Source organism: Nocardia vulneris (assembly GCF_001613425.1).
Lineage (GTDB): Bacteria > Actinomycetota > Actinomycetes > Mycobacteriales > Mycobacteriaceae > Nocardia > Nocardia vulneris.
The window spans coordinates 163,437-187,926 of sequence record NZ_BDCI01000015.1 but is presented as its reverse complement, the minus strand read 5'-3'; the positions used below and the strand labels follow the sequence as shown (position 1 = coordinate 187,926).

At 69.2% G+C, this 24,490-nt stretch carries 22 protein-coding genes; 6 read left to right on the top strand and 16 right to left on the bottom strand.

Going from position 1 to position 24,490, the window contains the following annotated elements; all coding sequences use genetic code 11:
- The first annotated feature begins 28 nt into the window (after positions 1-28).
- Positions 29-475 carry a nucleoside deaminase gene (locus NVU01S_RS17215; protein WP_043667349.1) on the top strand — a complete coding sequence of 149 codons (447 nt, stop codon included), beginning with the start codon at positions 29-31 and terminating at the stop codon, positions 473-475.
- Entirely contained in the window at positions 472-1,431 is a 960-nt protein-coding gene (locus tag NVU01S_RS17210) for an isopenicillin N synthase family dioxygenase (protein ID WP_043667134.1), read from the top strand. Before NVU01S_RS17215 ends, NVU01S_RS17210 begins: the two co-directional genes overlap by 4 nt.
- 21 nt (positions 1,432-1,452) lie before the next feature.
- Here the strand turns inward: NVU01S_RS17210 and NVU01S_RS17205 are convergent, their stop codons facing one another.
- Positions 1,453-2,841, bottom strand: a complete 1,389-nt coding sequence (locus tag NVU01S_RS17205) for a DoxX family protein (protein ID WP_043667137.1) — start codon at positions 2,839-2,841, stop codon at positions 1,453-1,455.
- Positions 2,842-3,242: 401 nt separating this feature from the next.
- Between NVU01S_RS17205 and NVU01S_RS17200 the strand changes: the two genes are divergently transcribed.
- A complete protein-coding gene (locus tag NVU01S_RS17200) occupies positions 3,243-4,373 on the top strand; it encodes a phosphotransferase family protein (protein ID WP_043667139.1) in 1,131 nt (376 codons plus the stop codon).
- Positions 4,374-4,381: 8 nt separating this feature from the next.
- Complete coding sequence (locus NVU01S_RS17195) at positions 4,382-5,479, top strand: Rv3169 family protein (RefSeq protein ID WP_043667141.1); 1,098 nt, start codon at positions 4,382-4,384, stop codon at positions 5,477-5,479.
- 518 nt (positions 5,480-5,997) lie between these two features.
- Here the strand turns inward: NVU01S_RS17195 and NVU01S_RS17190 are convergent.
- The 7 genes from NVU01S_RS17190 to mqo form a co-directional block, all read right to left on the bottom strand.
- Positions 5,998-6,390: a VOC family protein gene (locus tag NVU01S_RS17190; protein ID WP_244896314.1), complete on the bottom strand. Its 393-nt coding sequence runs from the start codon at positions 6,388-6,390 to the stop codon at positions 5,998-6,000.
- A gap of 168 nt (positions 6,391-6,558) precedes the next feature.
- Positions 6,559-6,933 (bottom strand): cobalamin biosynthesis protein, encoded by a 375-nt coding sequence (locus tag NVU01S_RS17185; protein ID WP_043667352.1) that lies wholly within the window; start codon positions 6,931-6,933, stop codon positions 6,559-6,561.
- A gap of 589 nt (positions 6,934-7,522) precedes the next feature.
- Positions 7,523-9,385 (bottom strand): cobyrinic acid a,c-diamide synthase CobB, encoded by a 1,863-nt coding sequence (locus tag NVU01S_RS44875; RefSeq protein WP_244467167.1) that lies wholly within the window; start codon positions 9,383-9,385, stop codon positions 7,523-7,525.
- A 259-nt stretch (positions 9,386-9,644) separates the two neighbouring features.
- The gene (gene cobO / locus NVU01S_RS17165) at positions 9,645-10,259 is read right to left on the bottom strand and encodes a cob(I)yrinic acid a,c-diamide adenosyltransferase (RefSeq protein ID WP_043667158.1); all 615 of its coding nucleotides are present in this window, start codon (positions 10,257-10,259) and stop codon (positions 9,645-9,647) included.
- A gap of 146 nt (positions 10,260-10,405) precedes the next feature.
- Entirely contained in the window at positions 10,406-12,460 is a 2,055-nt protein-coding gene (locus tag NVU01S_RS17160) for a magnesium chelatase subunit D family protein (RefSeq protein ID WP_052280382.1), read from the bottom strand.
- 125 nt (positions 12,461-12,585) lie between these two features.
- On the bottom strand, positions 12,586-13,035 hold the full coding sequence (locus NVU01S_RS17155) for a GNAT family N-acetyltransferase (protein ID WP_029895853.1): 450 nt from the start codon (positions 13,033-13,035) through the stop codon (positions 12,586-12,588).
- An 18-nt stretch (positions 13,036-13,053) separates the two neighbouring features.
- Positions 13,054-14,568 (bottom strand): malate dehydrogenase (quinone), encoded by a 1,515-nt coding sequence (mqo, locus tag NVU01S_RS17150; protein WP_043667164.1) that lies wholly within the window; start codon positions 14,566-14,568, stop codon positions 13,054-13,056.
- A 214-nt stretch (positions 14,569-14,782) separates the two neighbouring features.
- On the opposite strand from mqo, the gene NVU01S_RS17145 reads away from it, so the two are divergent.
- Positions 14,783-15,853 carry an alpha/beta hydrolase gene (locus NVU01S_RS17145; RefSeq protein ID WP_043667165.1) on the top strand — a complete coding sequence of 357 codons (1,071 nt, stop codon included), beginning with the start codon at positions 14,783-14,785 and terminating at the stop codon, positions 15,851-15,853.
- Here the strand turns inward: NVU01S_RS17145 and NVU01S_RS17140 are convergent.
- The 8 genes from NVU01S_RS17140 to NVU01S_RS17105 form a co-directional block, all read right to left on the bottom strand.
- Positions 15,833-16,396: a hypothetical protein gene (locus NVU01S_RS17140; protein WP_014986946.1), complete on the bottom strand. Its 564-nt coding sequence runs from the start codon at positions 16,394-16,396 to the stop codon at positions 15,833-15,835. The two genes, NVU01S_RS17145 and NVU01S_RS17140, sit on opposite strands and share 21 nt — an antisense overlap.
- A 55-nt stretch (positions 16,397-16,451) precedes the next feature.
- Positions 16,452-16,844: a type II toxin-antitoxin system VapC family toxin gene (locus tag NVU01S_RS17135; protein WP_014986947.1), complete on the bottom strand. Its 393-nt coding sequence runs from the start codon at positions 16,842-16,844 to the stop codon at positions 16,452-16,454.
- Entirely contained in the window at positions 16,841-17,128 is a 288-nt protein-coding gene (locus NVU01S_RS17130; protein ID WP_200882160.1) for an AbrB/MazE/SpoVT family DNA-binding domain-containing protein, read from the bottom strand. The genes NVU01S_RS17135 and NVU01S_RS17130 overlap by 4 nt, the downstream gene beginning before the upstream one ends.
- A 91-nt stretch (positions 17,129-17,219) precedes the next feature.
- Entirely contained in the window at positions 17,220-18,773 is a 1,554-nt protein-coding gene (locus NVU01S_RS17125; protein WP_043667357.1) for a cobyric acid synthase, read from the bottom strand.
- 193 nt (positions 18,774-18,966) lie between these two features.
- Positions 18,967-19,830 carry a type I methionyl aminopeptidase gene (gene map / locus NVU01S_RS17120; RefSeq protein WP_014986950.1) on the bottom strand — a complete coding sequence of 288 codons (864 nt, stop codon included), beginning with the start codon at positions 19,828-19,830 and terminating at the stop codon, positions 18,967-18,969.
- Positions 19,831-19,871: 41 nt separating this feature from the next.
- Positions 19,872-20,786, bottom strand: a complete 915-nt coding sequence (locus NVU01S_RS17115; RefSeq protein WP_043667167.1) for an NAD(P)H-dependent flavin oxidoreductase — start codon at positions 20,784-20,786, stop codon at positions 19,872-19,874.
- Positions 20,783-21,598 carry an alpha/beta fold hydrolase gene (locus tag NVU01S_RS17110; RefSeq protein WP_052280365.1) on the bottom strand — a complete coding sequence of 272 codons (816 nt, stop codon included), beginning with the start codon at positions 21,596-21,598 and terminating at the stop codon, positions 20,783-20,785. Before NVU01S_RS17110 ends, NVU01S_RS17115 begins: the two co-directional genes overlap by 4 nt.
- Positions 21,599-21,633: 35 nt before the next feature.
- The gene (locus NVU01S_RS17105; protein ID WP_043667169.1) at positions 21,634-23,172 is read right to left on the bottom strand and encodes a class I adenylate-forming enzyme family protein; all 1,539 of its coding nucleotides are present in this window, start codon (positions 23,170-23,172) and stop codon (positions 21,634-21,636) included.
- Positions 23,173-23,310: 138 nt separating this feature from the next.
- Between NVU01S_RS17105 and NVU01S_RS17100 the strand changes: the two genes are divergently transcribed.
- On the top strand, positions 23,311-24,453 hold the full coding sequence (locus NVU01S_RS17100; RefSeq protein ID WP_052280366.1) for a PucR family transcriptional regulator: 1,143 nt from the start codon (positions 23,311-23,313) through the stop codon (positions 24,451-24,453).
- Positions 24,454-24,490: the final 37 nt, after the last annotated feature.

Genomic DNA, 24,490 nt, shown 5'->3' with positions numbered 1-24,490 from the left:
CATGACGCACGTGACACCGGCACGACAACTGCTCGAGGTGGCCTATCAGGAGGCGCTGCGCGGCCGCGCCGAGGGCGGTATCCCGATCGGGGCCGCGCTGTTCGACGCGGACGGCACTCTGCTCGGCCGCGGGCACAACCGGCGCGTGCAGTCCGGCGACCCCAGCATCCACGCCGAAACCGACGCATTCCGGGCCGCGGGCCGCAGGCGCGACTACGGCCCGACGATCATGGTGACCACGCTGTCGCCGTGCTGGTATTGCAGTGGACTGGTCCGTCAGTTCGGTATCGGCACGGTGATCATCGGCGAATCGCAGACCTTCCACGGCGGCCACGACTGGCTGGCCGAGCACGGCGTCGCGGTGACCGTGCTCGAGGACGCGCGGTGCGTCGAGATGATGACCACGTTCATCGCCGAGTATCCGGCGCTCTGGCACGAGGACATCGGCGTCCCCGACGAGACAGCGACAGCATGAGCGCGATCGCGGCGATCGACCTCGCGCGCTGGCGGACCGGCGGCGCGGCGGCCGCCGAGGTGGAGCGCGAAGTGGACGAGGGGTTGCGTCGCGCCGGATTCCTGCTGGTCTACGGGCACGGCGTAGCGGCGGATCTGGCCGGGGCGGTCCGTGCCGCCGCGCGGCGCTTCTTCGCACTGCCCGACGCGGTGAAGCAGCGCTACGCCGTGACGGTCGGCGGTCGCGGCTGGATCGGGCCGGGCAAGGAGGCCAACGGCTACGCGGAGGGCACCGCGACGCCGCCCGATCTGAAAGAGACCTTCGCGATCGGCGCGGATACCGCGACCGGTGATCCGCGCGTCGACGACGTCTGGTTCCTGCCCAACGTCTGGCCGGACGAGGTGGTCGAACTGCGGGAACTGCTGACGGCCTACACCGCGGCGATGCACACGCTGTCCGATGAGTTGCTCGCCTTGTTCGCGGCGGCATTGCACTTGCCCGCCAACCCGTTTCGAGATCTGGCGGCGCGACCCACCTGGACCTGCAATATCAATCACTATCCACCGCTGACGGCGGTCGGCCCGCCCGAACCCGGTCAGTTCCGCATCGGCCCGCACACCGACTTCGGCACCGTCACCGTGCTGGACCGCGAGCCCGGCGCGGGGGGACTCCAGGTCTACACCGCGGCGCAAGGTTGGGCCGACGCACCCTACGACCCCGCCGCCCTCACCGTGAACATCGGTGACCTGCTTGCCTATTGGAGCGCGAACCGCTGGCCGTCGGGCCGGCATCGGGTACTGCCGCCGCAGGCGCACGCGCCGGAGGAAGATCTGGTGTCGCTCATCTACTTCTACGAACTCGACCATGATGCGGTCGTCACGCCGCTGCACCCGCCGATCGGGCACACCACCGGCTTGCCGCCGGTGGTGTCGGCCGAGTTCCTGCGCACCCGCCTGGATGCCATCACCATCGAATGACCTGCTGTTCCCTCGGTGCGATCAGCTGAAGCGAGGTTGGTCCTGGACCCACTTGAACGGTGTACTGCGCAGTTTGAAGGAGTTCAGGTCCACCTGTTCGAGGGCGACCGTCACCCGGTGACCGTTGAACTCACCGTCCAGCCGTAACCGGTCCGGCGTGGGCTGGGTGAAGGTGAACGTGCCGAGCTGAGTCGGTTGCGCCTCGGCGATATGTCCCGGCAGCGTCTGGGAAGCCGTGTCCGACACGGTGATCGTGTGGGCCGCCGTGTCGACCGTGCCGGCCACCGGCACCAGACTGCCGTCCATCTTCTGGTATGCCATGCCGGGCAGATCGAAAACCACACGCTGCCAACGATTCTGATCCGTGGTCAAGGGCGGGAGCGGCTGGCCGTCCTGGGTGAACTCCGACACCGACCAGATGCCGTACAGCGCGGGCTTCGCCGCACCACCGCCGCCCTCGTTCCAGAAGAACCAGGTTTCGTGCACGGTCCCGGCCAATACCCACAGGCCCAACGCGATCTGGACCACCACCGCAAGCACCCGGACCCGCCTGCGGCGGAACGGTTCCGGCTGCACGGCCGGCTGCGACGGCCGTTGCAGGACAAGCACATCGGCGAGCCGGCGCGCCTGCGGCGCGAGCAGCACCAGCGAGATCAGCAGCAGGTGCCCCGACAGGATCTTCACCGGCACATCGAAGGTCATGTTCAGGATGAACACCTGCGCCATGCTGATCAGGCTGATCATCGCGCCGATCGTCGCGGTCCGCGGCCAGAACAGCAGCAGGCCGCCGAGCACTTCCGCACTGCCCAATAGGATTTGGTAGATCGGCGCGGAACCGACCTGCATCCACAGCACCGCGGCCGGCGTGAAATCACCGTACTGCGAGAGCAACGCCACCAGCGGCGGCTCCGGCATCTGCGTGGGAATGACCTTCGCCATGCCGTAGAAAAGCATCTGGCCGCCCAGGCAGAGCCGCAGGAACAGCAGGAACCAGGCGTTCAGACGCCGATAGTCCGGCCGATGCCGATCCAGCACCGACCACGCCGCCGTGGTCACCAAGGCCACGATCAGGATGCAGAACACGAAGATCCAGATGATCGCCTGATCGCCGCTGCCCGAGTACAGGTCCAGTTCGGCATCCACCCCGAAGACGGTTCGGCCGGCCCAGTTCCACACCGGGCTCAGCGGATACAGCAAGCCGTTGATCGCGTTCTGCGGGAACTTGTCCCAGAAGATGCCGGTGTAGACGAACAAGAACTGCGGGAAGATCACGCAGAACAGGCCGAAGTAGGTGAAGCAGAATCGGAATGCGATGCGCGTCAGCGGATTCCACCTCGCCGACGCGGGGTCCTCGACTTCGGGACCATCGGTGATCTCTCGTTCGATCGACTGCGTACTCGCCGCGCTCACAGCTGCCCCTCCTCCGAAACATGCACAGTGAGCGAACGGTATCGAGCCACCCGGTACGCGGGCCTCCAGGAAATCCCCCGTCTTTTCCTCGGTAGGAAGTCGTACGTGGTAGCCGTCGAAGTCGTACGTGCTGGCTACACCATTACCGTCTTTCGGCCGGAGTTGCACCTGCCGGTCAATGGCCCGGATCCGCCGCGGGCGGGTGTGGCGGCGCCACCCGACGGCCCGAGTAGTCGCATGTCAAGGGCCGGTTCCGGCCAGTGAGCGGGTTCGCCGACCTCGATCGTTTTCCGCCCGCGAGCCGACTGGAACGCGTTACTGTCGCGTATCGCGGCGCACCGCCGCCGATGTGGGCTGCGTCCAGGCACGCTGCCCCGCTTCATGGTGTCAGGAGGACAACGATGGCCGATGATCCGGATCCCGCCCAGCGGCAGCAACTGACCGTCAGCGAACGCGATCTGGAAGTGCTCGCCGAGGATCTCGCGCGCTGGCTGGATTCGAAAGTCTCCGCCGATCATCCGCCGCGGGTCTCCGGCCTCTCCCGCCCGCAGGCCGGCGGCATGTCCAGCACGACCATTCTGTTCGACGCCGAATGGAGTGTCGACGGCAGGCACGAGCGCGGCTCGTTCGTCGCGCGCATGGCGCCGGAGGCCGGGTCGTTTCCGGTGTTCGAGACCTACGATCTGGCCACCCAGTACCAGGTGATGTCCGGAGTCGCCGAGCACACGACCGTGCCCGTACCCGGCCTGTGCTGGCTCGAAGAAGACGAAGAACCGCTCGGCGCACCGTTTTTCGTGATGAAGCGGGTGGACGGGCGGGTGCCGACGGACAATCCGCCCTACGTGTTCATCGGCTGGCTGTTCGACGCCACCCCCGAGCAGCGAGCCCAGCTCACCGCGAACACCGTCGAGGTGATCGCGAAAGTCCACGAGATCCCGGACCCGGCCCTGCGCTTCCCCGCCCTGCGCGGCGCGGGGCAGTCCCTGCGTCGGCACGTCGAGGCGCAGAAGGCATGGTATCGCTGGGCCTTGGCCGACGACGGATTCGAGATCCCTTTGCTCGAGCGCACTTTCGACTGGCTCGAAGCGAACTGGCCGAGCGATCCCGGACCCGACGTGCTCAGCTGGGGCGACGCGCGGCCCGGCAACATCATCTTCGACGAATTCCGGCCCGCGGCGGTATTGGACTGGGAGATGGCCGCATTGGGGCCGCGCGAACTCGACGTCGCGTGGGTGATCTTCATCCACCGGTTCTTCCAGGACATCGCCACCCGCTTCGACCAGCCGGGCCTGCCCGACTTCCTGCGCCGCGCCGACGTGGTCGCGAAATACGAAGAGCTGACCGGACATACGGTGCGCGACCTGGACTGGCACATCGTCTACGCGGCGCTGCGCCACGGCATCGTGATGGCCCGGGTCAAACGCCGGATGATCCACTTCGGCGAGGACACCGACACTCCCGACCGGGACGACTATGTGATGCATCGGGCGAGCCTGGAACGGCTGCTCGATGGAACCTACGAATGGGATTGAGATAAACCATGCCAGTTCCCTTGGACGAATACCCGATTCACCAGACCGCGCTGTCGCTGGCCCGGGTGGCGAGTTCCGACCGAAACTTCTACGACCGCAGCTACCTCAACGGGCACAACCGGGACGGCGGCACCTTCTTCATCACCGGGTTCGGCGTGTACCCGAACCTCGGGGTCACCGACGCCTACGCGTGCGTCCGCCGCGGCGATATCCAGCGCACCGTGCGCTTCTCCGACGCGCTCGAAGAACGCAGCCTGGAACAGCGCGTCGGCGGCTACCGGATCGAGGTGGTAGAACCGCTGCAACGGATCCGGGTGGTGTGCGAGCACGACGAACTGTCGTTCGACCTCACCTGGGAAGGCGCCTTCCCCACCGTGCAGGAGCAGCCGCACCTGATCCTGAACGGCAACCGGCCGATCATCCAGGCCAGCCGGTTCGCGCAGGTCGGTTCCTGGGCGGGAACCCTGCACGTCGACGGGGAAGACATCGCCGTCGACCCGGCGGTGTGGACCGGCACCAGGGACCGGTCGTGGGGCATCCGGCCGGTCGGCGAATCCGAGCCGCCGGGGCGGGCGGCGAGCGAACCGTCCGGCGGTTTCTGGTGGATGTACGTCCCGCTGCGCTTCGACGACTTCGCCGTCGTGGTGATCGTGCAGGAGGAGCCGGACGGCACCCGTACGCTCAACGACGCGGTCCGGGTCTGGCCGGACGGGCGCGTCGAACAGCTCGGCTGGCCCCGCATCTCCATCGACTACCGTTCCGGCACAAGGCATCCCGTCGGCGCTCGGCTCGAACTGACCACCCCTGACGGCAAGCCGCTGGAGATCGAGGTGACCACCGGCACCAACGTGCCCCTGCACGTCGGCTGCGGTTACGGCGGCGACCCGGACTGGCTGCACGGTCAGTGGAAAGGCCGCGACTGGTCCCTGTCCAGCCGCTACGACCTCACCGACCCCGCCATCGTCGCCCGCGCCCCCTACGGCGTCATCGACCACGTCGCCCACGCCCGCTGCAACGGCGCCGAAGGCTGGGGCCTGTTCGAACACGCCAGCATGGGCCGCCACGACCCCACCGGCTTCGCCGACTGGAGTTCCGTCGCACCATAGTTCGACACTGCACCTTGCTCGATCGCGCCGGAAACAGGCCGAACAGCGCCGACACCGGTCCCCACACGCCGCCTCGCGTCACGCCAAAACCGTTGTCGCCGTACCGTCATGCCGCCGGCGTACGGCACGGCGGCGACCAGGACGTGGGCCGCGGTTCCATGGGCCGCGGTCCAGCGGTGCCACGGGCCGGCGGTGCCACGGGCCGGCGGTGCCACGGGCCGGCGGTGCCATGGTCCAGCGGTGCCACGGTCCAGCGAAGCCACGGTCCAGCGAAGCCACGGTCCAGCGAAGCCACGGTCCAGCGAAGCCACGGTCCAGCGAAGCCACGGTCCGACGGAGCCACGGCGAGCGCGGTGGGCACTATCCGACCAGCACGGCACGCGCGGGTGGGTAGGACCCGACCAGCACGGCACGCGGGTGGGTAGGACCCGGCGGCCACGGCACGACAATCGCGGCACGCACGACCAGCACGGCGAGCGCGGCAGGCACGCCCCGGCGGCGCGGGAGGTGCGGTGGGGTCAGGGGGTGGGGCGGGCCAGGTCGGGGCGTTTGAGGTAGTCGGTCAGGCCGATCACGTTGCCCCAGGGGTCGGCCAGTTCCACACTCCAGCCGGTCGCGACTTCGAAGGGCGCGGTGCGCATGTCGACACCGTGCCCTTCGAGTTCCGCCGCCGCGGCGCGCGCGTCCGGCACCTCCAACCACACCCGCATGGCCGGGGCGGTCCCCCGCCCCGCGGCCGGGTCCAATTGCGCCATGATGCCGGGTGTCTGCGCCGCGACACCGAACAGCGCGATCCCGCGCTCCGGCACCGTGAACCGCACGGAAAGCCCCAGCCTGCCGCCATAGAACTCGACCGCCGCAGCCAGGTCCCCCACCGGAACCAGCACATTATCGATCCCTCGCACCTCCACCCCGCCATCGTGCCGCACCCACCCCGACTTCACGCACCCTTTCCGTCCTCCCGCACCCCCCGTGCCACGCCACAGCGAGTGCGCGAACGCAGAACCAGTGCGGGAACCAGAAGAAGTGCGCAGTGGGGCCGCCTCGCGGCGCGAGGCACGGGACGCCGCATTGCCCGGCTAGAGCCGTGGATCTCGAACGCGTTCGGCGACTGCGACGACTACGCCGTCTACTACGCACTTCGGGACTATGAGGGGGCCGCCCGCGGAGGCGAGGAGGGCTGCCGCTTCGGCGACGCTCGGGGTGCCGACTGCTGCGGTAGTGCGCGAATCCGGTTTCGGCACAGTCACTTCGGCGAGTTCCGTAGCGCTGAACGCCTGCACCCGCACCGCCAACTCCACCGCCGCCCCTTGCACCCCGGCCTCCACCGCCCGCCGATCGATCGTCGCCAAACACTCGATCGCGCGCTCCCCCACCACCTCCCGCACCACCCGCACGATGCGCTCAGCATTGGTCCCCGGCCGCACCCCGAGCCCGACGACCACCTCACCCATCCGCCGCGCGCCTTCCGGCCTGCGCCCCACCAAGCCCGAGCCCGCGACCGACACCGTGACCGCAGACGACCACACTCCGCGTCACGGCGCGGACATCCATCCCGGCCGCTCCCCGCCGAGCACGTACAGGCGGCCCACACTGCTGCAACTGCAGACGAACGCACTCGGCCCACCGACCGACACAAGAACTCGCGAACTCCGTCGCGACCGTGACGAAACAGGTTGCCGCTGAGTGGCCTCCATTGCGACACGTGCACAGAGCGGAGTCTTCGACGCGGTGGATAAGAGCGCCGTCCATGACGCAGACGTCGTCACTGCCGCTCCCCGCCGAGCACGGACAGGCTGCCCACACTGCTGCGTCTGCAGACGAACGCACTCGGCTCAGCGACCGACACGAGAACTCGCAGACTCGGCTGCGACTGTGACGAAACGGGTTGCCGCTGAGTGGCTTCCATTGCGGCAGTGAGCAGGTAGGAGCCGTCGACGTGGTGGACGAGAGCGGCTTCCATTGCGCAGACGCCGTCACTGCCACTCCCCGCCGAGCACGGACGGCGGCCCACACCGTGATCGCGGAAGTGCGCACTCGACGTCAGCGACCGACATGGGAGCTCGCGAACTCGGCTGCGGCCGCGACGAAACGGGTTGTTGCTTCGGGGTTTCCGGCGGGGTGGGTGTGCAGGTAGGAGGCGTGGACTCGGTGGACGAGGGCGCCTTCCATGGCGCGGACGCCGTCGCTGCCGCGCCAACCCCATGCGGGGGCGGCGGTGTTCGAGGTGGTCAGGCGGGTGCGGTGGAATTCGTGGCCGCGTACTCGTTCGCCTGCGCGCCACAGCGCGGAGTCGGCCAGTGCCACGGCGTCTCGGTAGCCGAGGGTCAGGCGTGGTCCGAATTCGGCGTCGGCGTCGACCACGCCCGCCATCGGGTGGCCGTCCAGGGTGCGCGTGAGGTACAGCAGGCCCGCGCATTCCGCATGCACCGGCAGACCTTGCGCCGCAAGCGACCGCACCGCCGCGAGCAGGCCGGTGTTCGCAGCCAGCTCGGCCGCGTGCTCCTCGGGAAACCCACCGGGCAGCACCAACCCGGCCGTCCCGCTGGGCAATTCGTCCCGCAACGGATCGAACACCCGCACCCGCGCCCCCGCCGCGCTCAACAACTCACGATGCTCCGCATACCCGAACGTGAACGCCGGACCCCCCGCCATCGCGATCACCGGCCCCGCCCCCGCACGAACACCACCGCCCCCAAGCACCGATCCGCCACCGCCCCAATGATCACCGTCGCCCCCGACACCTCCTGCACGACCACCACCGCGCCCGCCTTCGCTTCCCCTTCGAACAGCGCCGTCTCCCCTGCGAACGTCCTCGCGCCCAGCGCCACCTAGAACAGCGCCGTCTCCCTCACGACCACCGCCGTCTCCTCCCCCGCCACTTCCGACCCCACCACCGCAGGCAACCAACCCTGATCGATCCCCGTCGCCCCCGACACCATCACCACCGGACGCAGCCACACCTTCACCCCGACCGCCGAAGGCCTCGCCCCCCTCGCAAACACCGTCGCCCCTCGTACCATCACCACACGACGTAGCCACACCTTCACCTCGACCGCCGAGGACCTCGTCCTCCGCGCGAACACCGACACTATGAACCGCCCCGGCGTGGACAGACCGCCCGTCCTCACCGGCGACGGCGAAACCGCCGCGTGCCTCCGCTACGACTGTCTCGGGATCCCATGCCGCGCCCGCGACGCTCGAGCGGGCCAGTACCGCTATGGCGCGCAGGTCCAGGTGGGCGGCGACGAGATCTGTCATGGCGGCGACGGCGGCGGTGGCGGCGGAGCCGTGTTCGACGGCGGGGATCAGGCCGAGATGCCGTGAGGGCACTTCCAATTCGGCCATGCGCGGCAACGAGCCGAGGACCGGGAGGCCGACGCGATCGCAGGCGGCGCGCAGCACCTGGTCGTGGCGTTCGCTGCCGACACGGTTCAGAATCACACCGCCGAGCCGGATTCCGCTGTCGAAGGTCGCGAAGCCGTGCAGCAGGGCGGCCAGGCTTTGACTGTGCCCGCGCGCGTCGACCACCAATACCACCGGCGCACCGAGCAATCCGGCGACCTGTGCGGTGGATCCTTCGGCGACCGGGCCCGCATGGTGTTCATCGATACGGCCGTCGAACAGCCCCATCACCCCCTCGACCACCGCGAGGTCACATCCGCGTGAGCCGTGCCGATACAGCGGCACCACGCGTTCCGCGCCGACCAGCACCGGATCGAGGTTGCGTCCGGGCCGTCCTGCCGCCAACCCGTGGTAGCCGGGATCGATGTAATCGGGCCCCACCTTGAACGGCGCGACCCGATGCCCGGCCCGCCCCAGCGCACCGATCAACCCGGTCGCGACCGTCGTCTTCCCGCTTCCCGAGGCAGGAGCGGCGATCACCACCGCGGGCACGCCCGCCATCAGCGCCCCCACCCCAAGCCGGCGACGGCAGGTGGCCCGAGTCGAGTCCCCAGACCGTCGCACACGGCGCCCGCAGCGCCGAAGAACCGCAGACCCTCGACATCCGAAACGAAACCCCTTCGCGCACAACACATCCCGCGCACCGACACCACGAGCGCCCCCGCTCCGGCAGCGCCCCCACGGGCCGCCCGCTCACCGAGGGGGAACTGACGGCGGCACCCACTCGGGCTTTGCCGCCACCAGTTCCCCCTCGACGAACTCACCATTCGATACCGCGCTGGCCTTTGCGGCCCGCGTCCATGGGGTGCTTGACCTTGGTCATCTCGGTGACCAGGTCGGCGGCGTCGAGCAGGGCCGCGGGCGCGTCGCGCCCGGTGATGACGACGTGCTGGTTCCCTGGGCGGGTGCGCAGGGTATCGACGACCTCGTCGATGTCGACCCACCCCCATTTGAGTGGGTAGGTGAATTCGTCGAGCACGTAGAAGCGGTGCTGTTCGGCTTGCAGCCGACGAGCGATCTCCTGCCAGCCGGCCAGCGCGGCGGCGGCATGGTCTTCGTCGGTGCCCTGCTTGCGGGTCCAGGACCAGCCTTCGCCCATCTTGTGCCATTCGACGGGACCGCCGGCGCCGGTCTGCTCGTGCAGGGTGCCGAGGGTGCGAAATGCGGCCTCCTCCCCCACTTTCCATTTGGCGCTCTTCACGAACTGGAACACGGCGACGTCGAAACCCTGGTTCCAGGCGCGCAGGGCCATGCCGAACGCCGCGGTCGACTTACCCTTGCCCGGCCCGGTGTGCACCGCCAGCACCGGCTGATTGCGCCGCTGCCGTGTGGTGAGCCCGTCTTCGGGCACGGTCTCCGGAACACCTTTGGGCATCGAATCTCCTTGTCAGTCACGACTCGTCGCCGAGCCGCCGGTTCAGCACAGGTACCCGGTGTCCCGGCCAGGGACCGGGACACCCGCGACGCGGTCGCGGCCCGAACCACTCCGTCTCGTTGCGGCAGACACGTCCGCACCGCCGATCAAGCGGCGCGCGCCCCCGCCCGCCCGGACCCGGCACGCACGATATCGGCGACCGAATCCCCGGTCAGCTCAGCCAGTCTCAGATACCCGCCGCGCAGTGCGCGGGCGAGTTCCGCGGCCAGCCCGAGCCGGATCATGCCGCGCTCGCAGTCGACGACGATCGAGGTGACGCCGTCCTGCGCGAGCAGCGCGGCCGCGGTCCGGGCGCGCGGCACCGGGTCGACCCCGCCGGTGGCGCGACCGTCGGTGAGCAGCACCAGCATCGGGCGGCGACGCGGGTCGCGGACGCGTTCGCGCTGGACGATCTCGCGCGCTTTGAGCAAGCCCGCCGCCAGCGGCGTCTTGCCGCCGGTGCGCATCCCGGACAGCCGCCGGACCGCGATATCGACCGAGGAAGTCGGCGGCAGCACCAGTTCGGCGTCCGTGCCGCGCACGGTGATCACGGCGACCTTGTCGCGCCGCTGATACGCGTCCCGGAGCAACGTGACGACCGCGCCGGTGACGGCGGACAACCGGTCCCGGGCCGCCATCGACCCGGACGCGTCGACCACGAAGACGACCAGATTCCCTTCGCGCCCTTCGCGATACGCACCCCGCAGATCCTCGGCGACCAGTTTCAGCGGCCCGGCGCCGCGCCCGCGCGCGTGCTGATGCGGCGCGGCGGCGAAGACGGTGCCGAGCAGGTGCAGACCGGTGCCGGTGTCCGAACTGGGCCGCACGACCCGGCCGTGCCGGGATTCCGCGCGCGAGCGGCGGCCGGGCGCACCTTCACCGATACCGGGCACCTCGAAGCGCGGCGGCGGCGCCGCGGCGGAAACCGTTGCGCCGGTACGCCCTTCGCGGGCCGGGCGCCCACCACCGGGACCGTCCGGCGGCGAGTCGGGATCATCGTCGGGGTCCGGCCCGGTCGTCTCGTCGTTCGCCGTGGTTTCCGTACCGGATTCGTCACCGGACTCCGGCCGCGCGTCACCGGACTCCGGCCGCGCGTCACCGGACTCGAACTCGTCACCAGCACTGGATGTTTCGTCTTCGGTGACCGATTGTTCCGCGTCTTCGCGCGCCACCTCGTCGGCGGCGTCGCGCATCGCGTCGTCGAGCTGCTCTTCGCTGATACCCGGCTCGTCGAACGGATCGCGCCGGCGCCGGTGCGGCAGTGCGAGTTCCGCGGCGACCCGCACGTCTTCTTCGGTCACGACGTCGGCCCCGCGCCATGCGGCGTGCGCGGTCGCGGTGCGCGCCACCACCAGATCGGCGCGCATGCCGTCGACGTCGAAAGCGGCGCACAGCGCGGCGATCCGGCGCAGCTCGGTGTCATCGAGGCGCACACCAGCCACCCGGTCGCGCGCGCCCAGGATGCGTTCGGCGACGGCACGATCCGCGGCGGCGTAGCTCGCGGCGAAGCCGGCCGGGTCGGCTTCGTAGTCCAGCCGCCGGCGCACCACGGCCATTCGCACGTCCACATTCCGGGAGGCGGCCACGTCGACGGTGAGCCCGAATCGGTCGAGCAGCTGCGGACGCAGCTCGCCCTCCTCCGGGTTCATGGTGCCGACGAGCACGAATCGGGCCGGATGCGAATGCGAGACACCGTCGCGCTCGATGTGTACCCGGCCCATGGCCGCGGCGTCGAGCAGCACGTCGACCAGGTGATCGTGCAGCAGGTTGACCTCGTCCACGTAGAGCACGCCGTGGTGCGCGGCCGCCAGCAGACCGGGCCGGAACGCCTGTTCGCCGTCGCGCAGCACCCGCTCCAGATCCAGCGAACCCACCACGCGGTCCTCGGTGGCGCCGACCGGCAGCTCCACCAGCCGCGCGGGCCGGGCGCCGGTCTCGTCCACCACCGGCGGCAGCAGCTGCGCGAGCGCCCGCACGACGGTCGATTTCGCGGTGCCCTTCTCGCCGCGCACCAGCACACCGCCGATACCGGGGTGCACCGCGCACAGGATCAACGCGAGCTGTAACCGCTCTTGACCGACCACGGCGGAGAACGGGAACCCGGCCTCCCCGTCGGCGGCCGAGCGCGCGGACGACCCGGTCAGCGACCCGGGCGACGACAGTCTTTCGGCATGGGACAACGACACGCCCCAACTCTAGGCGCGCCACCCCGCGCCGCCGACGCTGCCCCACGCCGCGACGCCCGGAAAGAGATCGAGGCGAGTCGAACGACTCGCCTCGATGGGTGCTAGCCCTTGCGCATCGGCAGGTGCGGGATGCCGTCCTCTTCGAATTCCTCGCCGTCGGGCTTGAATCCGTGCTTGGCGTACATGTCGACCAGGTAGGTCTGCGCGCTCAAGCGCACCGTCGCCGAGCCGACCTCGGCCAGCGCCGCCTGCAACAGGCGGGTGGTGTAGCCGTGACCACGAGCCGGCACCGCGGTGCAGAGGCGGCCGATGCGGAACGTCTTCACACCGTCGACGTGTTCCTCCAGCAAACGCAGGGTCGCGATGACCTCGCCCTCGTCATCGAGCCAGAAGTGCCTGGTCTCCGGCAGCAGGTCGAGGCCGTCCAACTCCGGGTACGCGCACTTCTGTTCGACGACGAAGACTTCTACCCGGAGTTTCAACAGCTGATAGAGGATGGCGGTGTCGAGATCCAACGCCCAGGACCGTTTGAGAGCAACCGTTGACATCATCGCCTGTTGCTATCACAACTAGACGTTTGCCGCGACCCCCGCGTGCTTCGGCGTGTTACCCGAATCACCCGTGAGGTTCAGCGTCTTGGACGTCCAGTCCCACACTTCGCGGAACAACGCTTGGTCCTCGGAGAGCTTGGCGCCCAACGACGGAATCATTTCCTTCAGCCGCGGCGTCCAGCCCGCGTACTCCGCGGGGAAGCAGCGCTGCATGACGTCGAGCATCGCGGTGACACCCGTCGACGCACCCGGCGACGCGCCGAGCAGGCCGGCGATGGACCCGTCCGCGGCGGCGACCACGGCGGTGCCGAATTCGAGCACACCGCCCGCGCCCTTGCGCCGGATCACCTGGACGCGCTGGCCCGCGGTGATCAGCTCCCAGTCGCGGCCGACGGCGCGCGGGATGAACTCCTTGAGCGTGTCCACCTTGCCCGCTTCGGACTTGAGCAGCTCACTGACCAGGTACTTGGTCAGTCCCAGCTCGGTGACGCCCACGCCGAGCAGCGAGAACAGGTTGTTCGGCTTCACCGACTTGAACAGGTCGGTGAGCTTGCCCTCCTTGAGGAACTTCGGCGTCCAGCCGGCGTAGGGGCCGAACAGCAGACCCGGCGTGCCCTTGATGACGCGAGTGTCCAAGTGCGGCACCGACATCGGCGGTGCGCCGACGGCGGCCTTGCCGTACACCTTGGCCTCGTGCTGCCGGATCAGGTCCGGATTGGTGCAGCGGAAGAACTGACCGCTCACCGGGAAGCCGCCGAAGCCGTCGATCTCCTTGATACCGGACTTCTGCAGCAGCGGCAGCGCGCCGCCGCCCGCGCCGACGAATACGAATTTGCTGTTGAGCGTGCGGGTTTCGCGGGTGCGCAGGTTGCGCACCTTGACCAGCCAGGACCCGTCGGACTGCTTGGCCAGGTCGCGCACCTCGTGCCCGAACGCCAGATCCGCGCCGGTGCGGCCGAGGTAGGCGAGCAGTTCCTGGGTGAGCGAACCGAAGTCGATATCGGTGCCGCCCTCGGTCCAGTTCAGCGCGACCGGATCGGAGAAGTCGCGCCCGCGCGCCATCAGCGGCAGCCGGCGGGCGAACTCGTCGGGGCTGTCGATGTACTCCATGCCTTCGAACAGCGGGTGCCGCGACAGCGCTTCGTAGCGCTTGCGCAGGTAGTCGACGTTGTCCGCGCCGTGCACGAAGCTCACGTGCGGGATCGGGTTGATGAACGTCGAGGGCTCGCCGAGGATGCCGTTCTCGACCGCGTAGGACCAGAACTGGCGCGACACCTGGAATCGCTCGTTGATATCGACGGCCTTGGTGATGTCCACCGAGCCGTCGGCGTTCTGCGGGCTGTAGTTCAGCTCGCACAGCGCCGAGTGTCCGGTGCCCGCGTTGTTCCACGGGTCGCTGCTCTCCGCCGACGCGGCGTCGAGCCGCTCGAACAGGGAGATCGACCAGTCGGGCTGCAGCTGCCGCAGCAGCGCGCCGAGGGTGGCACTCATGATGCCGGCACCGATGAGTACTACATCGGTCTTTTCAGTCATCGCAGCGTTCGGCACGGGTAGATCGACTTCCTTGTCCTTCTGCGCGGGCCCACCGGGCGGGTGGACCTGCCTGGGCACGGTACTTACGTGTGATGCCTCGGTTCGGAAACCATGGCGGGGGTTAGGTTACCCGCCGTTCACCTAGCTCCAATTGTGCACCTCACCACGCCGATCCCCCGCGCCGAACCCGCCGAATGTGACATAGATTGTGTGTGTGACAAAGGAAACTTCACTTGCCGTTCCCGAGACGCGCACGCAGGCCGACGGGCAGTGGAAAGCCGATGTCCTCGGCGCGAACTACCAGCAGCGCACGCTGTCTTTCGGCGCCGATCCCGACGGCGAGGGCGAGGCCGTGGCCACGCTGGTCCGATACGCCCCGGGCGGGGAGATCGCGGCCACCGCGGGCGCGGTGCTGTACGTGCACGGGTTCACCGACTACTTCTTCCAGGAGCACATCGCCGAGCATTTCGCGGCGCGCGGCTACCAGTTCTACGCACTGGACCTGCGCAAGTGCGGACGCTCGCTGCGGGACGGCCAGACACCGCACTATGTGACCGATCTCGCACTGTATGACGAGGAGTTGAACGAGGCCTTACGCATCGTGCGCGCCGAGACCGGCGCGCCGGTGGTGCTCAACGCGCATTCGACCGGCGGACTGATCCTGGCGCTGTGGCTCAACCGGCTCAACAAGGCCCAGGGCACCGCGCAGGCGGGCATCACGGGTTTGGTGCTCAACAGCCCCTGGTTCGATCTGCACGGGCCGTCCTACTACCGGACCGTCGGCACGCCGATCATCAAGGCGGTCGGGCGGTTTCGGAAGATGCTCGAGCTGCCCGCGAGCAAGGCCAGCAGCTACGGCGACAGCCTGCATCACAGCGTCGCGGGCGAGTGGGACTACAACCTGGACTGGAAACCGTTGCAGGGCTTCCCCATCCGGTTCGGCTGGCTGCGCGCGATCCGCAACGGCCACGCCGAATTGCACGGCGGTCTCGACATCGGTGTGCCGTCGCTGATCCTGCGCTCCCGGATGACGAAGTTCGCCCGCAAGTACGGTCCCGCCGTCGACGTGGCCGACGCGGTGCTCGACGTCAAGCAGATTCAGCGCTGGTCCGGCTGCCTCGGCGACCGCACCAACATCGTGCCGATCGACGGTGCGCGCCACGACGTGTTCCTGTCCTCGGCCGAGCCGCGCGCGCACGCGTTCGCCGAACTCGACAGCTGGCTGGATTGGCTCACGGGGTACCCGGCCCAGGCACCCGCCGGCTCACCAGGTGCTGGTGCGTAGCACGATCTCGGTGGCCAGCTCGTGGTCGGCCTCGGTCGCCACATTGCTGACGTCGACGTCGACCACCCGGAATTCGCCGTAGACGAAGCGGCCGGAGGCGTCGGCGACCGACCGGGGCAGGTTCTTGGTCACCAGCACCGTGGTCGGCAGTTCCACCGGTCGCACCGTGGCGTCGGAAACGGTGCCGTCGGCGCCCGGGGCCGCGGGATGCCCGCGATCGGCCACCACGAGGCTGATGAACCGGCCGAATCCGGCCGCACAGGCCCGCCAGGCCAGGTCCGCGCCGGCGCCGCGGGCGGCGACGTTCGCCCAGGGCACCCCGATCTCGTCCAGGATCGCGGTGACGCCCGCCGCGTCGAGCCCCTCGATCGTCTCCGGCACCACGGTGCGCAGATCGGAGTTGTGCAATCGGGCACACACCTGGTCGTAGACGTCCGCCGGGTCACCGAGGTCGGGCAGCAGCAACACGCTGTGCCGGGATTCCGGCCCGTCGACCCGCACGGTCCATGCCCGGTCACCGACCGTGATCTGCCGAGATTTCATGCCGAATCACGCTACACGGCTCAGCTGAACGAAGTCCGGTCTTCCTCGGTCGGGCTCAGGCCAGTAATCGCATTCCGGCTTGCTCGCCCGCGTTGTGGTCGAACGTGACGGTGAGATCGCAGCCCGCCTCCTGGCCCAGCTGCTGGATGAGCGCGTCGGCGAAGTCCGCGCCGTCGGCGGCCCGGCGCAGCGCCTGGCGCACCGTGTCGGCCCGCTCGATGACGATCTCGGTGGAGTCCAGCAGGCCGAGCAGCACGTCGGTGACCGCCTCGGGATCCTGCTTGTAGCCGCGGCGCAGCACCCAGTGGATCTCGGCGAGCACGATCATCGTCACGTAGCCGGGACGGGTCTCGCTGAGCCCGTCGATCACCTGGTTGGCCCGCGCGGACTGCTCCGGGTCGTCCTGGGTGAGGTAGCGGATCAGCACGTTGGCGTCCAGACCGATCATTTCTGCTTGCCTTCCACGATGTTGCCCGTGATGGCCTCGTTCATCTGCACGAGCCCGATCGGCGAGCCGGACCAGCCGACGATTCCCTTGAGCGACTTGATGGTCCGGGTTTCCGGCACCAGTTCGTAGGTGCCGTTCGCGGTCGGCACGAAGGCGACCCGGACCCCCGCCCGCAGCCCCATCGCGACCCGGACGTCGATCGGGATGGTGATCTGCCCCTTGCTGGTCACGGTCGCGGACACCACATTGCCCGACCTGCCGCCGGGTCTCTTGTCTGCTGCCATTTCGCTCACCGACCACACTTCCGTGCCGAGGACCCATGCCTTACCCGGGGTCGAATTCCTTACTGAAAGGTAAGGGGCGGGGTCCGCCGCGTCAACAGTTCCGGTCGACGTCGGTGCTCGCGTGCGTGCGCAAGACCGGCAGTCCGGCGGGCGCGCCCGCGGCGATGAGCCGTTCGAGCTGGGCGATATCCAGGTGCTGTTCGATCAGATCGGCCAGCAGATCCAGCTGGCTCGCGCGGACGGCGTCGACCGAAGTGTCCTCGGCCGCAACGAAACCCGTCCGGCCCGCGGCGGTGGCGACCGAACGCAGCCAGGCCCGGCGGAACTCGTCCGATTCGAGCAGCCCGTGCAGGTGCGTGCCCCAGAGGGCCGCGCGGACCGAACCTTCCGGCTCGCCGTCGAGCCGCAACCACGCCGGGTCGCCGCTGCGCACCACCCGTCCGTGATGGATCTCGTAGCCGTGCAGCGGAATTCCCGCGACCTCGGTCGCGTGGCCGTGTCCGCTACTGCGCCGCAACACCTTCGGATCGGCGAAGGCGATCTCCAGATCGAACAGGCCGAGTCCCGCGACCTCCCCCGCGCCCGACTCGACCGGATCCACGATCCGGGTGCCCAGCATCTGGTAGCCGCCACAGATACCGAGGATCGGCCGTCCGGCGCGGGCGCGGGCTTCGAGCGCATCGGCAAGTCCGTTGCGCCGCAACCATTCCAGGTCCGACACGGTCGCCTTGCTGCCCGGCAGCACCACCAGGTCGGCCTCCCCGAGCCGGGAGGGTTCGCTCACCCAGCGCACGGAAACTCCCGGCTCACAGGCCAACGCCTCGACGTCGGTGGAGTTGGAGATGCGCGGCAACCGGATGGCGGCGACCGTCAGCCATTCGGCGCCGACGGGTGGGCGTGGACGGCCGACCGGCGCGTCCGCGACGGTGCTCAGCGAATCCTCGGCGTCGATCCACAGGTCCTCGGCGAACGGCAGCACCCCGAGGGTGGGGCGGCCGGTGAGTTCGGTCAGCCGGTCCAGGCCGGGGCGCAGCAGCTCGACATCGCCACGGAACTTGTTCACCACGAAACCCGAGATCAATTGCTGGTCTTCGGGTTCCAGGATCGCGACGGTGCCGAACAGATGCGCGAGCACGCCGCCGCGGTCGATGTCACCGACCAGCAGCACCGGAAGCGACGCGGCCTGCGCGAGTCCCATGTTCGCGAGATCCGTTGCCCGGAGGTTGATTTCGGCGGGCGATCCGGCGCCCTCAGCGATCACCACATCGAATTCGGCACGCAGGGCGGCGAGTTCGGTCGCGACCACGGCGCGCAATTCCTGGCGATGCCGGAAGTAGTCGCGCGCGCCGACGGTGCCGACCGCCTTGCCCCGCACCACCAGTTGTGAGCGCCGGTCACTGCCCGGCTTCAACAGCACCGGATTGAACCGCACGCTCGGCTCCAGGCCGCAGGCCCGGGCCTGCAACGCCTGCGCCCGGCCGATCTCCCCGCCGTCGAGGGTGACCACCGAATTGTTGGACATGTTCTGCGCCTTGAACGGCGCGACCCGCACGCCGCGCCGCGCCAGCATCCGGCAGATCCCGGCCACCACGACGCTCTTGCCCGCGTCCGAGGTCGTGCCCGCGACGAGCAGCGCCCCCTTCACCACGTCGGCCGGTTTCCGTGACCCCACGGGCCGAAACGTCCACTCACGGCAAAGTCAGGATTTCGGCGCCGACATCTTTGACCACCCAAGGGCGCGAGCTTCGGACCGGGCCGTCCGCTCACGGCAAAGTCAGGATCTGCGCGCCGGTATCTGTGACCACCCAAAGGCGCGAGCTTCGGACCGGGCCGTCCGCTCACGGCAAGGTCAGGATTTCCGCGCCGGTTTCTGTGACCACCAGGGTGTGTTCGAACTGGGCCGTCCATTTGCGGTCCTTGGTGACCACGGTCCAGCCGTCGTTCCAGATCTCGTAGTCGATCCCGCCGAGGTTGATCATCGGCTCGATGGTGAACGTCATGCCCGGTTCGATGATCGACTCGATGGCGGGCTGGTCGTAATGCAGGATCACCAGGCCGCTGTGGAAGGTGGGGCCGACGCCGTGACCGGTGAAGTCGCGCACCACGCCGTAGCCGAAGCGGTTCGCGTAGGACTCGATCACCCGGCCGATGACGTTCAGCGCCCGCCCGGGCCGGACTGCTTTGATGGCCCGCAGCGTGGCTTCCTCGGTCCGCTCGACGAGCAGGCGCACCTCCTCGTCCACCTCGCCGGCCAGGTAGGTCTTGTTGGTGTCGCCGTGCACGCCGTGGATGTAGGCGGTGACGTCGATATTGACGATGTCGCCGTCCTCGATCACGGTGGAGTCCGGAATGCCGTGGCAGATCACCTCGTTCAGCGAGGTGCAGCACGACTTCGGAAAGCCCTTGTAGCCCAGGGTCGACGGGTAGGCGCCGTGGTCGCACATGTACTCGTGCGCGATCCGGTCCAGTTCGTCGGTGGTGACGCCGGGTGCGACGGCCTTGCCCGCCTCTTCCAGGGCCTGCGCCGCGATCTTGCTCGCGATCCGCATCTTCTCGATCGTCTCCGCGGTCTGCACCCAGGGCTCGCGACCCTCGTTGACGGTCTTCTTCCACGCGTATTCGGGGCGCTCGATCGTGCGCGGGACCTCGCGGGTGGGCGAGAGGGTCCCGGGGGTCAGCGGCTTACGAGTGCGGACAGACATGTGAACAGGGTAATCGGCGCGCGGCGGCCGCGCCGACGGCCCTACTGGTCGTGGAACTCCCGCGCGGTCCGTTCCACGACTTCGGCGACCGAGCAGACCGCGTGCACGCCGCTGACGGAGTGACCGCCGCTGTAGAGATCCCGCCAAGCCCTGACTCCGTCCGCCTGCGCGAGCAACGAGCTGACGTCGGCATCACCGGTGTGGGGATCGAACTCGAGGCCGGCCGCGTCGAGCGAGGGCCGCAGCATGCTGGTGGGCAGCCCGGTCAGGGCCGAGGTGAGGACGACGTCGTCCAGCGTGGTCGCGGCGACCATCTGTTTGTGCGCCGCGGGCGCGAGACTTTCCGTGGTAGCAAGGAATTTCGTGCCGAGATAGGCGAGATCGGCCCCGAGTGTCAGCGCCGCACGTAACGCGACGCCGTCGGCGATACCGCCCGCGAGCACCACCGGCCCGGCGTAGAACTCGCGGACCGCGCGGACGAAAGCGAACGGGTTGGCCCAGCCGGTCTGGCCGCCCGCACCCGCGGTGAGCAGGATGAGTCCGTCGGCGCCGGCCTCGACGGCCCGCCGGGCATGCCGCAGCGACGCGACATCGGCGAATACCAGGGTCCGGGTCAGCCGCAGCGCCTCGATCACCGGCGCGGGCGAGCCGACCGAGGTGATCACCAGATCGGTGGGCAGTTCCTGCAGCACCGCCAGATCGTCCGCCAGTCTCGGATTGCTCTTGTGCACAATGAGATTCGCCGCGACCGGCGCGTCGGTCGGCGCGAGCCCGGACCGGATGCGGCCGAGCCATTCGCCGAGTTGCGCGCTGGTCCGGGCATTGGCGGTGGGAAACGCGCCGATCACGCCGGCCCGGCACGCCGCCAGCACCAGCTCCGGACCGGACACCAGGAACATCGGCGCGGCGATGATCGGCAGCCGCAGTCTGCGCCGGATTCGATCGAAGGTGCTCATGCACCGAGCCCGTTGCGATCGACCGCGCTCTCGGTGCCCGCCAGGATGGTGCGGGCCACCAGCACGGGCTTGTCCCACATCGGCATGTGCCCGCAGTCGGGCAGCGGCACGATCCGGACGCCATCGGGCAGCTGATCGAGAAACCGGCTGTCCCCCGCGCGCACCATGCGGTCGTGCGAGCCGAACGCCAGCGTGATCGGCGCGGTGATGCCCTGTCCCCCTTCGAATCTGGACGTGCGGGCGACGTGCAGCGCACGCCGCAGCGTCGGCGCCGAGGTGCGCAGATCGTCGAAGAAGTCGACCGCCTCGGCGTAGGTGAAGTTGCGGGGGTGCTTGACCGGCGTCGAGAGCGCGAGCGCACGGCACAGCGACGATCGCAGCAGCACGCGGGCGCGGGTGTGGAACAGCCACGCGCCGAAGGAACCCGCGGCGAACTGCGCGCGGGTGCGCAACGGCATGCTCTCGGCCCAGAGACCGGCGGGCCCGATCGCGACGACGCTGCGGGCCAGCCCGTGCTTGGCGGCTTCCAGGGCGATCCATCCGCCCATCGAGTTCCCCGCGAGGTCGACCGGCGTGCGCACGCCGAGTCGCGCGAGTTCGGCGCCGAGTTCGCGTACCGCCACCACCATGTCGAACTCCGCGCCGGCGAGCGAGGGTGTCCGGCCGAAGCCCGGGAAGTCGAGCGCGAGCACCCGGCGTTCGGTGGCGAGCAGTTCGATCACCGGCAGCCAGCTGCGCACCGACGAGCCGCCGCCGTGCAACAGCACGAGCGGCCGGCCGGTGCCGACGTCGACGCGATGCCAGCCGGTCATGATGGTCCTCCTTCGTTGTCGGACAAGGGAATCGGTCAAGCGCCGGACACTCGGCTCGCGTGACCGGCCCAGTGCGGTTCCCGCAACTGTTTGCGCAGCAGCTTGCCGACCACACTCTTGGGCAGCGGCTCGGTGGTCAGCTCGACGCGGCTCGGCTTCTTGTAGGAACCGAGCCGCTCCCGGCACAGTTCGACGAGTTCGCTCGCGGTGACCGCGGCCGGATCGGTGACGGTGACCACCGCCATCGGGGTTTCACCCCAGCGCTCGTCCGGTATCCCGAAAACCGCGGCCTCGACCACGGCCGGATGGTCGGCCAGCACGGTTTCCAGCTCGGCGGGCCAGATGTTGAAGCCACCGGAGACGATCATGTCCTCGGCCCGGTCCAGCACGTAGAGGAAACCGTTGCGGTCCAGCCGCCCGATATCCCTGGTCCGCACCCAGCCGTCGACCAGCCTGGTCCCGGTCAGCTCTTCGTCGCGCCAGTAGCCGCGCATCTGGCCCTCGACCTTCGCGACGATCTCCCCCGGCTCGCCGACCGGCACGACGTTGCCGTCCTCGTCTCGGATCTGCACCTGCGCGTAGGGCGCTACCCGGCCCGCCGACCGCATCGGCTCGGACCCGTCGACCGTGCCGAACCATTCCTCGGGCGCCATGAACGAGATCGGTACCGCCTCGGTCTGCCCGAAGCCCTGATACAGGGTGTCGCCGAACACTTTTCGACCGAGCAGGGCCGTGGCGTCGGTGATCGGCGCGCCACCGACCAGGATGGTGCGCAGATGCGGCCAATCCCGTGCGGCCGCGGCGGGCTGCCGGGCCAGGGCGGCGAGCAGGCTGGGCGAGGCGAACATATGGCTCACCCGCCGCTCGGCCATCATCGCCAGCACCTTGCCCGGTTCGAACGCGCCGAACATCAGGTTGGCCGCCCCCGCCAGCCAGCCCGGGAGGAACAGGTACCCGGACGCGTGCGAGATGGGGCCCGCATGACCGATCACGCTCCCGCGGCCCATCCGTTCGACGCCGTACGCCCAGTTCCGGCAGTTCAGTACCCAGTCGTGCTGGCTGTAGGCCACGCCCTTCGGCTTGCCCGTGGTGCCGCCGGAGAACCGGATGACGTACCAGGCGTCCGGGTCGATCGGCAGTCGCGGGTCGGTATCGTCCTGCCCGGCCAGCCATTGCTCATAACTGTTGTCCCGCACGATGATCCGCTCCGAGCAGGCGAGCTGCTCGGGTAGCCCGCGCACCGAGTCGGCGAAGGCCTCGTCGGTCAGCAGGACCTTGGCGTCGGTGTTGCCGACCATGTGCGCGTGCGCCGCAGCGGAATTGCGCGGATACAGCGGCACCCGCACCGCACCGGCGATCGCGCAACCGAGCACGGTGTCCACGCAGCCCAGGTTGTTGTCCTCCAAACCGGCGACCCGATCGCCGGGCCGGACACCCAACGCGCGCAACGCATTCGCCAGTCGCACGCCGCGCGTCCACGCCTGCGCGAAGGTCAGCGTGCCCTGCTCGGTGATGATCGCCGTGCGGTCGGCATTGAGCTCGGCGGCTTGCCGCATGAGCGTGGTCACATCCATCGGTGCCCGGGTCCTTCCGTCGACTGGAACGCCTTCGAGCATCGTCCGAATAGTCCCGTTGCCACCATGGAGCGATTTCCCGACTTGTCGGTGGCCTCCTTGTAGACGATTACAAACGGCTCGTCTTACACTGGCCGCATGTCGGGTGCCAAAACCGCGACGGCGAAACGTCGCCTGGTCGCCGAGCTGGCCGCACGCGAATCGACGCTGCTCGACCGCATCGTCGGCACGGCCCGCAGCGAGATCCCGGCGTACGCACGCCTCGGCCCGGACATGTTGCGCCCGCTCACGGCACGGATGATCGAGTCCATGCTGCTGGCCATGGTCGAGGAACGCGGCCCGTCCAGCACCGAGTTGCGTGCCTTCCACGAATTCGGCGTCATCCGCGCGGGCCAGGGCATCGCGCTCGCGGAGATGCTCGGCGCGTGGCGGCTGGCGGTGCGGGTGATCCTCGACGAGATGGCCGAGATCGGCGGATCCCATCAGGTCTCGGGCCACGTGCAACTCGAACTCACCAGGCAGTTGCTCGACATCGTCGACGTGGCCATTCTCGAGCTCACCGGCGGCCACCGCGAGGTGGAACTCGCGAACGCGGGCCGCGACCACCAGGCCCGCGCCGACTTCACCCGCGCCGCGCTCACCGGCACCCTCACCCGCGCCGAAATCGGTTTGCGCGCACAGCAATACAGCCTCGACCTCGAGCACACGGTCGTCCCCTTCCGCGCCCGCCCGACCGCGGAACACGGCCCGGCCGAGCTAGCGCACCTGTTCACCAGGTCCGGCCGGGTCGGGTTCGTGACGACCATCGACGGCGACCTCGCCGGATTCACCGATCGACTCCCGGACGCGCCACCCATCCCCACCGGATTCGGCCCGGCCACCCCGATCGACCAACTCCCGACCGGGTTCGTCCAGGCCACCCGCGCACTCAACACCGCGGCCGCCTTCACCCTCACCGGCGCGCACAGCGTCGCCGACCTCGGCCTGCTGCCCGCCGTCCTCGCCGACACCGAGGTCGGCGACCACCTCGTCCGCCGCTACCTCGACCCCCTGCATCGCACCGACAGTCCCGACCTGTACCGCCGGACCTTGCACACCTATCTGGAATCCGGCCTGCACATCGAGACCACCGCCCGCGCCCTGGTCGTCCACCCCAACACCGTCCGCTACCGCATCGACCGCTACCAAGCCCTCACCGGCCACGACCTCCGCAACCCCGCCACCACCCTCGAACTCTGGTGGGCCCTACGCCGCCACGACCTCCGAACCACCACTTTGTAAATCCTCACAAGCACCCAGGGCAGCCGCACAGACGAGG